Below are 14652 nucleotides of genomic sequence, written 5' to 3' on the forward strand. Positions count from 1 at the left end.
ACACAGAGGAGTCACCACAATGGAAAGTTCGGCACACAGCAGCGGTAAGCGATTCGCGGTGGTCGGTGGCGGCGTAGCCGGTATCGCCGCGGCCTACCAACTGCACCTGGCCGGTCATCACGTCGAGTTGCTGGAGCGAAACCCCGTGCTGGGCGGTCGTTTCGGCGTGGATCACCTGGGCGATCGCCCGGTCATGATGGGCGGCAAGAACATCAGCCGCACCTATACCGAGCTGCGCGGGTTCCTGGCGGCCATGCGCGCGGACAAGTTCGAGTATTTCGGCGTCAACACCTCCCGCCTGATCAACGGCGAACTCGTCACCTTCGACAGCAAGAACAGCCGGTTCGACCTGATCCGCAAATTCACCAAACTCGGTGCGCCGCTGGACCTCCTGAAGCTGGCGTTCCTGATGTTCACGATCAAGCGCGATGAGAGCAACCGGTTCCTGGGCGGGGAGACCTTCTCCCGCGTGGGCGCTCGCCGCGATCACAAGCCGCTCACCGCGTATTTCGGTGCCTCGCTGGTGAACAATATGTTCCGGCCGTTGACGGTGCGGCTCAACGGCGCCGAACCCGATGAGATGTACCTGGGCAACTTCAATGTGAACCTGAGCCTGGCCAGCACCTTCGACCAGTTGACCGACGGTATCCAGCCCGCGCTCACCGAGTTCGCGAAATTGGTTACGGTGCGGCCGAATTCGACGGTCGAATCGCTGGTCATCGAGGACGGCCGGGTGACCGGGGTCCAGCTCGCGGGCAATGGCAAAGCACCGGAAGTGCTTCCGTACGACGGGGTCGTGCTCGCCGCGCCCGCCTACGCCGCCGCCGATATCGTGAAATCCAACCTGCCCGACCTGAGCGAACTGCTGGCCGAGGTCAGATACTTCCCCGCCGCGGTCGCGGTCGTCGAATACGATCGCCCGGTTTTCGATCAGGTGGTGCGCGCCATCGCCCTCGACGGCGGCCGGTGCAGCAATGCGGGCGTCTACGGCGTCAACGATCTCAATATCGTGCGATACACCTTCAGCGGGCGGGCGGCGCGGCCCATGCCGACCGAGGAGGGGCTCGCATCATGGCTCGACGAGGCCGAGGAACTCATCAAGGGCCTGCTGAAGATCGAGGGCTCATTGAACCGGGTGCACGCGGTGACGCATATCTGGGATGCCGCGTACTGCGCGTATCTGCCGTTCTACGGCGGTTTCCTGTCGAAGGTCCGCACCGAGGTGAGCCGGGTGCACGGTCTCGAACTCGCCGGTGACTACGTCAAGGGAGCGCCGCTGGAGGCGTGCTTCCGTTCCGGCCAGGAAGCCGCGAAGAGCCTGTCGCGCCACGGGTGATCCGGCGCCGAATCGAAGTGAGAGACCATGATTTCCTACATCGACCTGGTGCGCTCGGGCGCGCGGGTCCATGGCGACGAGACGCTGTACACATATCTGATCGACGGTGAATCCCGCGAATCGCGTTTGAGCTGGGCACAATTGGATCTGCGCGCCCGGGCGATCGCGGCGGAATTGCAGGCTCGCGGGCTCGCGGGTAGTCGGGTGCTGCTGGTCTATCCCGCCGGAATCGATTACGCGGTGGCGTTTTTCGCCTGCCTGTACGCGGGTGTGCTGGCGGTGCCCGCCTATCCGCCCGAACTCAATCGTTCGGTATCGCAGCTGCGCGCCATCATCGAGGATGCGGGCATCGCGGTCGCGCTCACCGATGCGAGCGTGCACGCCCGCCTCGACACCTTCGTCGCCGTCGAACCCGCGCTCGCACCGCTGACGTGGATCGTCACCGAGGATGTGCCGGACGAGCGGGCGGCGGCGTGGCGGCCGCCCGAATTGACCACGGACAGTGTGGCTTTCCTGCAATACACCTCGGGCTCGACGTCCGCGCCCAAGGGCGTCATGGTCACGCACGGCAATCTGCTGCACTGCGGTTCGGTGTTCGCCCGGCTCGTCGAACCGGGCGCGCCGATCCTGAGCTGGCTGCCGCAGTATCACGACCTCGGGCTGTTCTTCGGTCTGCTGCAACCGGTGTACGGCCGCAATCCGATCATCATGATGTCTCCGCTGGATTTCCTGCGCAGGCCCGCGCGCTGGGTCGAGGCGATATCGCGGTACCGGGTGCAGGCCACCGCGGGACCGAATTTCGCCTACGACCTGTGTGCCCGCCGCACCACGCGGCAGGAGGTCGAACAGCTCGACCTGAGCTGCTGGCAGGTGGCGATCAATGCCGCCGAACCGGTGCGTGCGGCCACCCTGGACCGCTTCGACAAGGTCTTCGCATCGGCGGGCTTCCGCAGTTCGGCCCATCTGAACCTGTACGGCCTCGCCGAAGGGCTGGTGCTGACCACCGGTGCGGTGAGCGATCCCCCGCAGATCGAACGGTTCGACGCGCGATCGCTCGGCGGCGGGCTGGCCGTACCGTCCCGGGAGCAGGGCAATGGACTGGCGCTGGTGAGCGCGGGCAGGCCCGTCGAGGGGCAGCATGTCATCGTCGTGGACGAGGGGTCCGGGGCCGAATGCGATACCGGGCGGGTGGGGGAGATCTGGGTCGCGGGTGGCAGTGTCGGCCTCGGTTATTGGGATCGGCCGGTGGACAGCGTGGAGACCTTCGGGGCCACCCTGTCCGATGGCAGCGGACCGTTCCTGCGCACCGGTGACCTCGGATTCGGCTATGACGGACAACTTTTCGTCACCGGCCGGAGCAAGGACGTCATCATCATTCGCGGCCAGAACACCTATCCGCAGGATCTCGAGCGCAGCGCCGAGGAAAGTCATCCGGCGCTGCGCCCGGGATGCGTCGCGGCCGTCGATATCGGCACCCGCGCCGAGAACGAGGGCGATCACCTCGTCATCGTGCAGGAGGTGCGCCCCGACTGGACCGGTGATCTCGCCGCCGCGGTCGCCGCCATCCGGCGCGCCATCGCCACCGAGCACGCGCTGCCGCTCTACGCCATCGTGCTGATTCGCCCCGGCCTGATACCGAAGACGTCGAGCGGCAAGATCCGCCGCAATGAGACCCGAAAGATTTTGCTGTCGAACGCATTCGACGTCGTACACGAATGGTGGCTGGCGGACCCGGCCACCGACGGCCTGAACCACGCCGATATCGAAGCCTGGCTCAAGGCGCGACTGTCCACCCGATTCGATCTGAACCCCGATGAGATCGACATCCGCGCCCCCTTCGCGGAATTCGGCCTGAACTCCGCCGAAGCCGTCGAGATCGCCACCGATCTCGCCGACTGGCTGCGCTTCCCGATCGCCACCGTCGTCATGTGGGATCACCCCACCATCGAAGGCGTCGCCCGCCACGTGTCCACCGCGATGCGGCGATTCACCCGGATATCGGCGGAGGGCATGCAATGATCCGCCGCCGCTGGAGGGCCCGCCTGCTGCGCCTGCTGCCGTATTTCGCGTCCCTGGGCGGAACGGCGCTGACGGAACCGCTGCCGCACAACAAATCTCAGAGCCGGGTCGCGCTGTCCGACAGTCTGGAGGTCGATGCGGCCGGGGTCTGGCCGCGACAGCGCTGAGCGCGGTCAGTCGATATCGCTGATCGCCTTCAGCACCACCGGCACCTCGGCGGCGGGCAGATAGCAGCTGGTCTGTTCGAAGCCGCCGATGGTGTGGGCGGCGTAGTCGCCGTAGCCGATGCGGAGGAAATCGTCACCGCTGAGGCCGTGCACGGTCCAGTCGAAGGCGACCCGGGCGCGGGCGACGACCGTGCGCAGCGCCATCAGGTGATAGCCGCGGGCGGCGAATTGTGCCGGGATACCGCGCAATCCGATCTTGAGCGGGCGCGCCACGGCGTCCCGGCCGCCCAGGTCTACCACCATGCCGAGATCGGGATGCCGGTACGGTTCGACGGTGCCGCCGCGCAGGGTCGCGAGCAGGTTCTTCGCGAGGTGCCGGCCCTGGCGGATCGCGTGCTGCGCGGTGGGTGCGCAGGATTTGCGGTCGTCTTCGGTCAGATTGGGGACCGCGGCCGCGTCACCGCACGCCCACACGCCGTTCAGGCCCGGCACGGAGAGATCGGGTGCGGCGACGATCCGGCCCTTCTCGGTGGCGGCCCCCAGATGTCCGGCCAGCGGACTGGGCGCGACGCCCGCGGTCCACACCAGGGTGCGGGTGGGAATGTGACGGCCATTGGTGAGGGTGACGCCGTTCGCGGTGACCTGCTGCGCGGACGCACCGGAGATCAATTCGATTCCGCGTTCGGCGAGGATGCGTTTGGTCTCCCGGCCGAGTCGTTCGCCGAGTTCGGGCATGATGCGATCACCGTGGGTGACCAGATGCCAGCGCACCATATCCGGGTTCAGCCGCGGGAAATAGCGGCGTGCCGCGGCCTGGGTGACCTTGTTGAGCACGGCGGTGGTCTCGGTGCCCGCGTAGCCCGCGCCGATGGTGACGAAGTTGAGCCGCTCCCGGTCCTCATCCTCCTCACCACGCACCGCGGCGATATCCAGTTGCCGCAGTACGTGATCGCGCAGGTGCATGGCCTCCGCGAGGGTTTTCATACCGAACCCGTGCTGATCAAGTCCCGGGACGTCGAGCACCCGGGTGATGCTGCCGGGCACCAGGACGAGATGGTCGTAGCCGAGCGCGAATTCCCCGCCCGTGGGCCGCTGCACGATGACCTGCCGGGTCGCGGGCTCCACGCCGATGGCGGTGCCCGGCACAACCTCGGTGCGGCGCAACACCCTTCGCAACGAGACCGATACCGACCGCGGATTGAGCACACCCGAGGCGACCTGCGGCAGCAGCGGAAGATAGAGCAACCCGGCCACGGGGGTGATGAGCTGGATGAACGCTTCCTCGGGCCGCAGATGGCGTTCGAGGTACCGGGCGCATTCCACACCAGCGAAACCACCGCCGATGATCACGATCTTCGATGGCTCCACCGGTTCACGATAACAACGTATTGCGCCCCCGTCTGCCCGGAACGCGGATGGGAAAAATTGGACTTTCGACCAATCCTCGCGACGGAGCATGACGAACCGCTGAAGAAGTGCTTTTCGAACAGAGGTTGATCGGATGCGGGTTTTCGGCGGGATTTCAGCGGAGCGGTCGGTGGTGCGCGGGGTGCTGCTGTCGGATTCGGCAGGCAGGCAGCGGGATTCACCCGCGCTGGAGCGTCCGGTACTCGGGGACTCGGCGGAGGCCGTCACCCTCGAGGTGCTGGATGCGCTGATACGGGACGAACCGGACATCGACGATGTGGCGGTCGTCTATCGGACGGCCACCGAGCGGCGCGCCACCGTCTCGGCGCTCGCGGGCGGGAAATGGCAACGGGCCTCCCATGTCTCGATCAAGGCCGCACTGCTGGCGCTGGCGCGGGAGACAGCCGGGGCCGGGAACCTGATGGTGCTCGAACTGCTGGACCATCACAGCGCGTTCGTGCTGGTGGGCCCCGGGCGCTCGCGAATTCTGGCCGCGGACTCGTGGCCCATCGGCGTCGTCGACGCGCACGGTACGCAGGAGGCGATCGACCGCATTCGCCCGATCTCCGATGCCAGCGGGCTACGGCCCGACGCCATCCTGATCTGCGGTTCGGTGGCCGCCGACGCGGCCGTGGCCGATGCGGTGCGGCTCGGGTTCGCGACGCCGGTGACCCTCGCCCCCGATGCCGCGAACGCGGTGGCCCGCGGTGCCGCACTGGTCGCGGCGGAGCAGTCGCGGGAGCTGGATGCCGATGTCCCCGAAGGGAATCGACGGGCGGGTCGGGTCCTGCTCGGGGCCGCCGCGGTCGCGGCCACCCTCGCCGCCGCCGGTGTCGCGTTCGTACAGATTCGTGAGCATTCCACGCCGGTGGCCCAGGTGCATATGACGCCCGCCGGTTCCGGTACCGCCCTGCCGACCACGACGGAAACGCCTGTCCCGGAACCGATCACCTCGATCCCGTCGCCGGATGCGGATACCGCCACCGATATCCCCGCGCCGATCGCCACCGCGCCCCCGAAACACACCCGCCCGGTGCGCACCACCACCGACCCCGCCCCGACCACCACCGTCGATCCGACCACCTCGGATATTCCGCCGGTCACGACCACCGCGCCCGGTACGGTCGGTGCGCCGGATGCGAACTGGCTCTTCCCCGGCGAATCCCCGCCGCCGCCCGCCGGTTCGGATCCCGCACTGGTACAAGCCTGGTGGGATAACCATCTGATGCTGAAAGACCGCTGGCTGCACGGGAATTGACGCGCCGCGAATTCAGTTGCGCGGATACGGGTCGATATCGCGCAACCGCTGACGATGAATGCGCTGCAACTCGCCCGCTCGATTGAGGAAGGTCGCGATCATTTCCAATTCGGCGGGGTCGTACCAGTTGAGCATCATCTTGTAGCCCTCGTCGACCAGCGAGGAGATGAGTTCGTGCACGCGGCGGGCGGCCAGATCCGTGGCCACCACGATGACGCGACGGCGGTCGGTGGGGTGCAGGGAGCGGGCGATATAGCCCTGCTTCTCCAGACGGTTGAGCATTATGGTGGCGCCCGCGGCGGTCAGGCCCAGGCGTTCGGCGAGCATGCCGGGCGTGGTGGATTTGCCATCGCCGAGCAGGACGATTTCCAATGCGCGCCGGTCTGTTTCGTTCACGCCCAGCAATCTGATCAGTTCGCGGGACAGGTCTTCGAGTGTTCCGTGATAGAACTCGAGAGCTCGCCTGAGCTCTACGGCGATCCGATCTGGTTCGGTAGACATCGGACGCACGGGCTCCCAACCTCGAACACTTGAAACATGAAACCTCTCAACGGAACTCACCGGCCACGCCTGCGACGCGATGGCCGATACGATAGTCTGCACCAATGCCGGGACTGGGCTGGCTTCAACAGCCCAGTCCCGGCATATTTTCACCCGGAACGGATCAGCTGACGGCGGTGCTGGTCAGCGTCGGCGACGGGTTCGGGTAGCACGCGGTCGCGACATTGCCGACGAATGCCACCTTGGTCGTCATCGTCATACCCGGGTTGGCATAACTGGTTCCCGCGTACTTGCTGGTGATCGGCGTTCCGGGGGTGCCCGCCGTGACATTGATGGTCACCGCCGGCGGAGTGAAGCTGGTGCCGCCCGCGATCGGACCCGGCACGGTGAGCACGACATTCCCGCCCGAGGTGCTGACCGTGCCCGCCACGGTGCCGCCCGATGCGGTGGCCGAGACCAGCGTGGAATTCGCCGGGGTCGGGAAGGTCATCTTGAGATTGCTGATATTCGTCACGCTGAATCCGGAGGCCGAACTGGGCACCGAGGAGACGCCGGGGGTGAGGGTGATGGCCACCGCGGACCCGGAGGCCGCCGTTGCGGGTGCGGTGCCGTCGACCGAGGTGCTCATGCTCGAGGTCTGGCCGATGCCGAAGATCGTGCCCTGACAACTCCAGTTCAAGCTGACCGACGCCGCATTCGCGGGAGCCGCCAAACAGAAGACGGTGGCAAGGGCCATCGGAGTTACGACACCGGCACGAAGCAGCGCGGATGCGATTGATCTCATGACTATCTCCAAATACGCGAAGCATCGGTGTGACCGGGAATCCGAGTCGCACCGTAAGGGATCTAAAATGTAACCTGTTCTCATCTGGAGGCGGCCGAAATCGGAAATAACGGTTTGGTATCGATGGATCCCTCGGGGGCGGATCGGTATGTACTTATCCGCTATTAAATATTCACTCTGGAAAGTTAATTTCACAAAGTCTTCGGCGTAGATTCTTCTGATCCACTCGGATGCTGCTCATATATGGCCAGTTCAGGGGCGGTTTTTACCGAGCCCTTCCGGATGGGTCGGTCGTGTCTCGGATGGTTGTGAATCGACTGCCGCTGCTCGACTCTAATGGCGGCATCGCATCCGCCGGAGATATCGGCAACGTCACGCCGATGCAAATGCAATTTCGTTTCAGGTTCGATACGCGCCCCTGCTGGATTTCCATCCAATTCGACGGCCTGCTTCGAATATAACGGCTCGAATGTGGTGCGGGTCACCAATGTTTCTTCCGTGTGCGTCCGCGTCGCCGTGAGCGGGGGAGCGTCGGCCCGGGGTCGATGAACTGCCGATAACGACGACTCGTGACCGATTGCTCACAAGTAGCTCTCGATGCTCTCCTTGGGCTCCAGTCCGGAACATGCAGCGCTGAAGGATTTGCTCCGGATCCATTCGAGGGAAGTGAGCACACCATGCGAACCACACTCTTGGTAGGCGTCGTGGGCGTGGCAGCCGCGATCGCAGCTGTGACCACCGCCGGTACGGCCGCCGCGGCGGAACCGATAGTGATCCCCGAAGCGGGATTTGCCGGGGTGTGGCTGACCCCCGGTGAGACAGCCGCACTCGCGAACAGTCCGCTACCGGATATGGCCGATGGCGTGATCTCGCCCGCGGCCACCCGGGTATCCATGGCACCGGGCTCGACACTGGCCAATCCGGACGGCAGCACCTATGCCAGCAATGCCGCGATCCTGGGTGAGGCGGCGGCGCATCCCGGGGGATCGGCGGGGGTGTTCCTGAGCAATCCGGCCGACCCGGCCGATCCGGGCGCGATTCTGACCATCGTCCAGGATTGGTGACCGGGGTGCGGATCAAACAGTTGAGCGCGTTGGTGATCGCGGCGGCCGCGACGACCGCGGCCGCCGCCGCCAATGCCGATGCCGCTCCCGATCCGGTGGCGCTCGGCGGAGGCTCGGGCATCGTGCTCGGCGGGCATGCGATGTGCTCGCTCACTGCCGTCGGAACCGATGGCGCCGGGCGGCTCGTCGGGTTGACCGCCGGTCACTGCGCATCGGCCGGGACACCGGTCGGCGCGGAGGAGATGCCCGCCGCCGGTGCCGTCGGCACGGTCGCCGCATCCGATGGCGGGGCCGGATTGGATTACGCGGTAATCGAATTCGACGCGTCGAAGGTCACCCCGGTGCGCACCGTCGGCGGCACCACGATCGCCGGGGTCGGCGATACGCCCGGTCCGGGAATCACGGTGTGTTCCAACGGTCGCTCCAGCGGTTTCGACTGCGGTGTGGTCTGGGGGACGGTCGCGGGCCGCGAAGTCAATCAGTCCTGTTCGCAGCCGGGTGATTCCGGCGGACCGGTGACCATCGGCGATCGGCTCGTGGGCATGAACCAGGGCCGTTTGACCTCGCTGGGCGGTATCGGGTTCAACGTGCCCTGTGTGGTGGCGGCCGTCCCAGTGCACGCGCCCGCCTATTTCCAGCCGATTGCCCCGATCCTCGCCGAGATCGACACCGCGGGTGGCGTGGGCGCGGGCTTCCGGCCGATCTGATCGGGCCTATCCTGATCCGATGAGCAGTAAGGAGACGGTCGCGCTGTCGCGGTTGCCGCGGGGGCCGCATCGCCTCACCCGGGAGGATGTGTCGGCCTCGCAGCGGCATCGGCTGTGCTGGGCGGCCATCGAGGCGGTGGCCGCGCGCGGCTACAAGCCCATGACGGTGGCCGATATCGTTGAGCGAGCGCATGTTTCGCGCCGCACGTTCTACGAGATGTTCGACAATCGGGATGACTGTTTCGCCGCGGGCTTCGAGCTCGCGATGGAGATCGTCGAGACGAAATTGGATTCGGCGATCGAGAACGCGGAGAACCTGCGATTGCGCGAGGTGCTGTTCACCTCGCTGCGGGAATACCTGACCTTTCTCGCGAGCGAGCCCGCCGTGGCGCGGGCGCTGCATGTCGAAACCCTTTCCGGCGATGCGGCTCTCGCCGAACAGCGGGCCCGGATGGAACGGGTGCTGGCCGAGCGCATCCGGGCGGCGTATCTGATGGCGCGCGCCGACGGCGCGGACTATCCGCTGGTCCCGGACGGCATTTTCGATCTGCTCGTCGGCGGTATCGACAATCGGATCCGCGATTTCCTGCGCACGCGGGGCGCGGCGGACCTGCCCGAACTCGCCCCGCTGCTACACCAGGCGGCCATGGCCCTGCTCGGGCGACCCGAATATCCCACCGGAAACTGATAAACGCCTGCCCGATTTGCCGGTTATGCGGTATATGCATGAACGTCAGGTGTATTCCAGTTTAATCCGGTGATTTGCGCTGTGTATCGAGTCACTTCAAGGTCTGCATTCGTTGCACGCTGCTGATTGCAAACTTACAGTTTGCTTATCAATAGCTAACCCGGCGATTGGTTCTTAATCTGCAGGCTGAAGTAAGAGGTAGGGCATTGATCAAGACCAGACTGGCCGCGGTTGCCGCACTGGTATCGGCGGTTTCGGTGATTACGGCGGCCGCGGCGCACGCCGATCCGATCTCCGATGCGGCGGAGGCCATCCACTACACCGCGTCCGCCACCGACGGTTCCGCGATCATCTCCACCGATATCGGATCGCTCGATGTCCAGGACGGCCGCTTCGAGATCAAGGCACCCGGCGGCGCTGTCGTCGCGGGCACCGAATTGTCCTTCCGCGTGGACGATTTCGTCTTCCCGATCGCCGCCGCGATTCGCGACAACACCGCCACCCTCACCCCGCTGTTCGACCTCCAGCACGCGCAATACCGCCCTGTCGCACTGCCTTTCGAGGAATCCGCGCCGTGGAAGACCCCGTATGACCGGGAACAGGCCGCGTGGAATCGCATGAAGGACACCATCAGCGTCGGCGCGACCATCGGCACCCTGGTCGGCGGAATCGGCGGCGGCGCGGTCGGTTGCGCCCTCGGCGGTCTCGCGGTCGGCACCGGCGCCTCGCTGGCCACCGGCATCATCGGCGGCCTGTTCTTCTTCCTGCCCGGTGCGGTGGTCGGCTGCCTGGCGGGCGCCGCCGCCATGGGCGCCCTCGGCGCGATCGCGGGCATGATCCTGGTGACCGCACCCGTCGCCATCGCCGCCGCCGTGCAGTACTTCACCACGATCAACGAACCCTTCACCCCGGCGCCCGCGAAATAGCTCCGCCGGAAGACAATTCGCCAGGCGTGATTTGCCAAGGATTTGCGGCAATTCTCACCTGGCGAATTTCTATGTGTGCTCGGGGTTTTCCGGGCTACTGCTCAGCAGGGTGAGAGCGGCGTAGGACAGCGTGGGTTCGAGATCGGGAAGCGCTGCGGCTCCGGCGGTTTGCAGGCAGTCGCGGATGCGGTCGTCGATTCCGCCCATGAGGAGTTCGATGACCGCCTCGGGAAGTTGTCCGGTTACCTCGCCCTGGGCGGCGGCGAGATCACGGGCGGCGCGCATGCGCCCGGCGAAGACCGACATCAGGCGGCGGCGGTAGACGGTGAAAGCCGGTCCGGCGATGAGGGCTTCGATATGCAGAGCGCGGGCGGCGGCCGGGTCGTCGGCGAGAATGCGGAGGTAGGCGGCGAGTGAGGCGCGCACCAGTTGCCGCCAATCGAGCTGTCCCGCAGCCGCGATGGCGGAGTCGAGCCGGGTGGTGGCGATGTCGACGAGTACCTCGAAGGCCGCGGCGAAGCAGGCTTCCTTCGAGTCGAAGAGTTCGTAGAAGGTGCGGCGGGAGATCTTGGCGCGCGCCACCAGATCCGCGACGCTGACCGCGTTGTAGCCGTGCTCGGCGACCGCGTCGATGATGGCGACGTACAGGCGCGCCAATTGCGAATCGGCCACTTCGGCGCGGGTGAGCCGGTGCGGGCCGCGCGGAAGTCGCTCGACTGCGGCAGGCTCGTTCACCCGGCCACGATAGCAACGCCCGCGGTCCGGATTGCCGCATGCGGCGGCGTGGCCGCCGACCGGGGTGAACTCGCACACACGCTTGGCGGAAAAGAGTGAGGTACTCTACTGTTTCCTACAGGCGGTCCGACCGCTGGACCGGGGTGGGTCGATCCAGGCGAGGAGTACGAAACTATGCAACTGACCTGGCGAATGGCGTGGATGCGGCACCCCGTGCCCACGGGCGCATGACACTCCCGGGTGGTTGATGATGACGATCGCTCCACTGCGGTTGGCGGCCCACGCGCCCCTGGTCGCCAGGCTGGCGCCGCGCATTCCGGAGATCGCGCTCGAAGTGCGGGATGTCTGTGTGAGCGCGATGCCGATACAGGTCTCCGCCACGGAGGGCTATTTCGCCGATGACGTCCGGCCCGCGATCTACGCGTGCTGTTCGGGCTATCTGCGCGCACTCGAGGAGTCGCGCACGATCTCCCGGGAGGAGATCGCCCGCATCGTGATGCCCGTGGCCGAACGGCATGCCCCCGGCAATCGGATCGGTCTCTCGCTGCTGATGTCGGCGCTGCACAGCGGTGCGGGGCATCTGTGGAGTCTGATCGCCGAGTCCGCCGAGCCGTCGGATGCGGCGGATCTGGCCGCCTTCACCGAGCATCTGTTCGCGTTCATCGGTGAGGTCAGCGCGGTACTGGCCGAAACCTACATCGACAGTGAGCAATCGGCGTATTCGGGGGATCCGCTCGCGCGGCGGGCATTGTGCGCGGCGCTGCTCAAGGGCGATCCCGCCGAGGAGCTCGCGATTCGCGCGGATATCACCCTGGTCGATCGCTATGACGTTGTGGCACTGCAGATTCGATCGGAGGAGGGGATTTCGGGCCCGGGTGCGATGCTGGGAGCGCGGCATCGATTGCGGCTGGCGCAGCAGGCATTCGACCATTTCGCCGGCGGGCCGGTGCTCAATACGTTCGATGGAATCTCCGGTGTCGTCCTGTTGGCGGCGGAAACCGTGGACGTCGATCAATCGGGTGATGCGATCGAGCAGTTGATCGCCACCCTGGAACGGCAGTTCCACATCGATACGCATGCGGCGGTATGCCGCGATATCGTGCGCGCCGAAATTCCCGCCTCCGGTGACACCTGCCGACAGGTCGCCGAAATCGCACAACTGCTCGGCCGCCCGTCCGGGCTCTATCGACCTGACGATTTCCTGCTGGAGCAGCAGATCACCCGGCCCGGTCCGGCCCGGGAAAGGATTGCGGCACTGCTCATCCCGCTGCGCGAGCACCCCCATTTGCTCGAAACGCTGGAGATGCATGTCCAGTACGGCGGAGCGGACCGTAAGACGGCGGCCGACAAGATGTTCATCCACCCGAATACGTTCAGCTATCGACTGCGCCGTGTTGCGGAATTGACCGGGGTGGATCCATTGCAGCCGAATGGTTTTCGCTTGCATGCCGCCGCGATGATCATCCATCGCATCGACAGGGCCAAATCCGGGATCTGTGCCGAGGGCCCCGGGACGAGCTAGCCGATCTTCGCGGGGCCGCGCGTAATCTCGCGGCCCCGTTCCATCAGGCTGCTTTATCTCCGCTGACATCACTGCCGCGCACCGTGTTTCGGGAAGCGCGGACCCGCAGCGGCCGGCCGAACAATACGCGCAGTGCGGTGGCGGCAAGCATGAGCACTCCCCGGAGCCCGGGGGCCAGACCAACCACGGACCACACGGTTCTGGTGCTGGATTCCGCGACGGGAGTCCCCGCTATCCGTGCGGCCAGCCAATCGAGCACCAGCGGTGTGGACAACGGCATCAGTGAGCCGTGTTCGCTCAGCCGGTCGCGCAGATAGGTGACCCGCGCGCCGCCCGCCAGATATCGCCCGACCTGACCGTCGACGTCGTCGACGTGGATGATCTGATCGTGCACGGCCTGCACCACGAGCAAAGGGCAAGCGGGAGTGTGCATTCCGAGCCGCACATCGTCGAGCATCTCCTGCATGGCGGGTCGCTGGAGCAGGTTCGCCAGCGTATCGGTGCGCAGATACCTGTCGACGCTGTGCCGGGCGTATCGCGTGACGATCCCGAACGGATTCATCTTCGCCGCCCGATCGAGGTGGCGCAGCCCCTCGGGCGTGGTCTGTTCGGCGACCACCGCGCCCAGCGCCGGATACAGCGGAACCAGCCCGGCGATCACCATCAGCGCGAGTCCGGCGAACCAGCCGCCGTTCAATCTCGTTACCGCGGCACGGAAATCGCCCACCGGCGAACCGAGCGCGGCCCCGGCGATATTCAATTCCGGACTGTAGATCGGAGCCAGCTCCGCCGCCCACGAACTGGCCATACCGCCGCCGGAATAGCCCCACAGCACCACGGGGGTCTGCTCCGGCAGTCGCAGTCCGTCGAAACCCAGCGTGGCGCGAATTCCGTCGAGTACCCGGTAGCCGGGTTCCCGCGGCGCGCCGAACGCACCTCGCATACCCTCGTGGTCCGCCATGCTCACGGCCCAGCCGCGCGCGAGCGCGTTTGCCACGACCAGCCATTCGAGCTGTGACAGTGATCCGAGCGCATGTGCGCCGCGGCGCAGCGCGTAGGACGGGAAGCAGTGTTCGCTGACCGCGTCGATGGCACATTGGAAGGCCAGTAGCGGCCGCGGTTCGGCGGGATCGGCTCCGTGCGGCAGGAATACGGTCGTGACCGCCGTTTCCGGCGCACCGTTCAGATCATTGCTGCGGTACAGCAGCTGCCATGCGGTGACTTGCTGGCGGACAATGCCGAACTGCGCGATTTCCACTGTGCGAGTGCGTAATACGGTGCCCGGTGCCGAATTCGCGAAATCATCGGGCGGTGCATAGAACGGGTCGGCGGAGGGGAGTAGCGGTGTGCTTCCGCGTGTGACGACATCATCGGTGATGCCCATGGTGAACCTCCGTTGAAAATGAAACGCTCGGCGTCGGTAGCGCGACATAGCTGTATTCGGGACCGGCAGTCCGATTCCATCGTGTCAGATTCGATACCACGGAAACACTCCGCGGATCCATTTTGTCTTGTGAGACAAAAGATCCCCGCGATCT

15 protein-coding genes are annotated in these 14652 nt (G+C 65.9%); 9 read left to right on the forward strand and 6 right to left on the reverse strand.

All coding sequences use genetic code 11. The features are described 5' to 3' along the window. The first annotated feature begins 19 nt into the window (after positions 1 to 19). Genes ACFC0O_RS37365 through ACFC0O_RS37375 form a run of 3 tightly spaced genes read left to right on the forward strand, consistent with a single transcriptional unit; the run spans position 20 to position 3522 of the window. A complete protein-coding gene (locus ACFC0O_RS37365) occupies positions 20 to 1336 on the forward strand; it encodes an FAD-dependent oxidoreductase (RefSeq protein WP_375966692.1) in 1317 nt (438 codons plus the stop codon). A 27-nt stretch (positions 1337 to 1363) separates the two neighbouring features. Continuing rightward, the gene (locus ACFC0O_RS37370) at positions 1364 to 3355 is read left to right on the forward strand and encodes an AMP-binding protein (protein ID WP_375966693.1); all 1992 of its coding nucleotides are present in this window, start codon (positions 1364 to 1366) and stop codon (positions 3353 to 3355) included. Continuing rightward, positions 3352 to 3522, forward strand: a complete 171-nt coding sequence (locus ACFC0O_RS37375) for a hypothetical protein (RefSeq protein WP_375966695.1) — start codon at positions 3352 to 3354, stop codon at positions 3520 to 3522. The genes ACFC0O_RS37370 and ACFC0O_RS37375 overlap by 4 nt, the downstream gene beginning before the upstream one ends. Positions 3523 to 3528: 6 nt before the next feature. Here the strand turns inward: ACFC0O_RS37375 and ACFC0O_RS37380 are convergent, their stop codons facing one another. Next, positions 3529 to 4890, reverse strand: coding sequence for an NAD(P)/FAD-dependent oxidoreductase (locus tag ACFC0O_RS37380; protein WP_375966697.1), 1362 nt, complete (start codon positions 4888 to 4890; stop codon positions 3529 to 3531). Positions 4891 to 5023: 133 nt separating this feature from the next. Between ACFC0O_RS37380 and ACFC0O_RS37385 the strand changes: the two genes are divergently transcribed. Then, on the forward strand, positions 5024 to 6187 hold the full coding sequence (locus tag ACFC0O_RS37385) for a hypothetical protein (protein ID WP_375966699.1): 1164 nt from the start codon (positions 5024 to 5026) through the stop codon (positions 6185 to 6187). Between the two features lie 12 nt (positions 6188 to 6199). Here ACFC0O_RS37385 and ACFC0O_RS37390 read toward each other — a convergent pair whose 3' ends face one another. From ACFC0O_RS37390 to ACFC0O_RS37400, 3 genes are all read right to left on the reverse strand, one after another. Continuing rightward, positions 6200 to 6688, reverse strand: coding sequence for a MarR family transcriptional regulator (locus ACFC0O_RS37390; RefSeq protein ID WP_364633094.1), 489 nt, complete (start codon positions 6686 to 6688; stop codon positions 6200 to 6202). A gap of 163 nt (positions 6689 to 6851) precedes the next feature. After that, positions 6852 to 7472 carry a hypothetical protein gene (locus ACFC0O_RS37395; protein ID WP_364633096.1) on the reverse strand — a complete coding sequence of 207 codons (621 nt, stop codon included), beginning with the start codon at positions 7470 to 7472 and terminating at the stop codon, positions 6852 to 6854. A 191-nt stretch (positions 7473 to 7663) separates the two neighbouring features. Continuing rightward, positions 7664 to 7957, reverse strand: coding sequence for a hypothetical protein (locus ACFC0O_RS37400; RefSeq protein ID WP_375966701.1), 294 nt, complete (start codon positions 7955 to 7957; stop codon positions 7664 to 7666). A gap of 192 nt (positions 7958 to 8149) precedes the next feature. On the opposite strand from ACFC0O_RS37400, the gene ACFC0O_RS37405 reads away from it, so the two are divergent. From ACFC0O_RS37405 to ACFC0O_RS37420, 4 genes are all read left to right on the forward strand, one after another. Continuing rightward, a complete protein-coding gene (locus ACFC0O_RS37405) occupies positions 8150 to 8536 on the forward strand; it encodes a hypothetical protein (RefSeq protein WP_375966703.1) in 387 nt (128 codons plus the stop codon). After that, positions 8533 to 9243 (forward strand): hypothetical protein, encoded by a 711-nt coding sequence (locus tag ACFC0O_RS37410; RefSeq protein ID WP_375966704.1) that lies wholly within the window; start codon positions 8533 to 8535, stop codon positions 9241 to 9243. Before ACFC0O_RS37405 ends, ACFC0O_RS37410 begins: the two co-directional genes overlap by 4 nt. Before the next feature lie 19 nt (positions 9244 to 9262). Beyond that, positions 9263 to 9931: a TetR/AcrR family transcriptional regulator gene (locus tag ACFC0O_RS37415; protein WP_375966706.1), complete on the forward strand. Its 669-nt coding sequence runs from the start codon at positions 9263 to 9265 to the stop codon at positions 9929 to 9931. Positions 9932 to 10137: 206 nt separating this feature from the next. Continuing rightward, the gene (locus ACFC0O_RS37420) at positions 10138 to 10857 is read left to right on the forward strand and encodes a hypothetical protein (RefSeq protein ID WP_375966708.1); all 720 of its coding nucleotides are present in this window, start codon (positions 10138 to 10140) and stop codon (positions 10855 to 10857) included. Between the two features lie 69 nt (positions 10858 to 10926). On the opposite strand, the gene ACFC0O_RS37425 is transcribed toward ACFC0O_RS37420, so the two are convergent. Continuing rightward, positions 10927 to 11592 (reverse strand): TetR/AcrR family transcriptional regulator, encoded by a 666-nt coding sequence (locus tag ACFC0O_RS37425; RefSeq protein WP_375966709.1) that lies wholly within the window; start codon positions 11590 to 11592, stop codon positions 10927 to 10929. Between the two features lie 250 nt (positions 11593 to 11842). Here ACFC0O_RS37425 and ACFC0O_RS37430 point away from each other — a divergent pair, with 250 nt between their 5' ends. Then, complete coding sequence (locus ACFC0O_RS37430; RefSeq protein WP_375966711.1) at positions 11843 to 13114, forward strand: PucR family transcriptional regulator; 1272 nt, start codon at positions 11843 to 11845, stop codon at positions 13112 to 13114. A gap of 43 nt (positions 13115 to 13157) precedes the next feature. Here ACFC0O_RS37430 and ACFC0O_RS37435 read toward each other — a convergent pair whose 3' ends face one another. After that, positions 13158 to 14498 (reverse strand): lipase family protein, encoded by a 1341-nt coding sequence (locus ACFC0O_RS37435; RefSeq protein ID WP_375966712.1) that lies wholly within the window; start codon positions 14496 to 14498, stop codon positions 13158 to 13160. Positions 14499 to 14652 lie beyond the last annotated feature (154 nt).

Source organism: Nocardia sp. NPDC056100 (assembly GCF_042266325.1).
In the GTDB taxonomy this organism is placed as follows: domain Bacteria; phylum Actinomycetota; class Actinomycetes; order Mycobacteriales; family Mycobacteriaceae; genus Nocardia.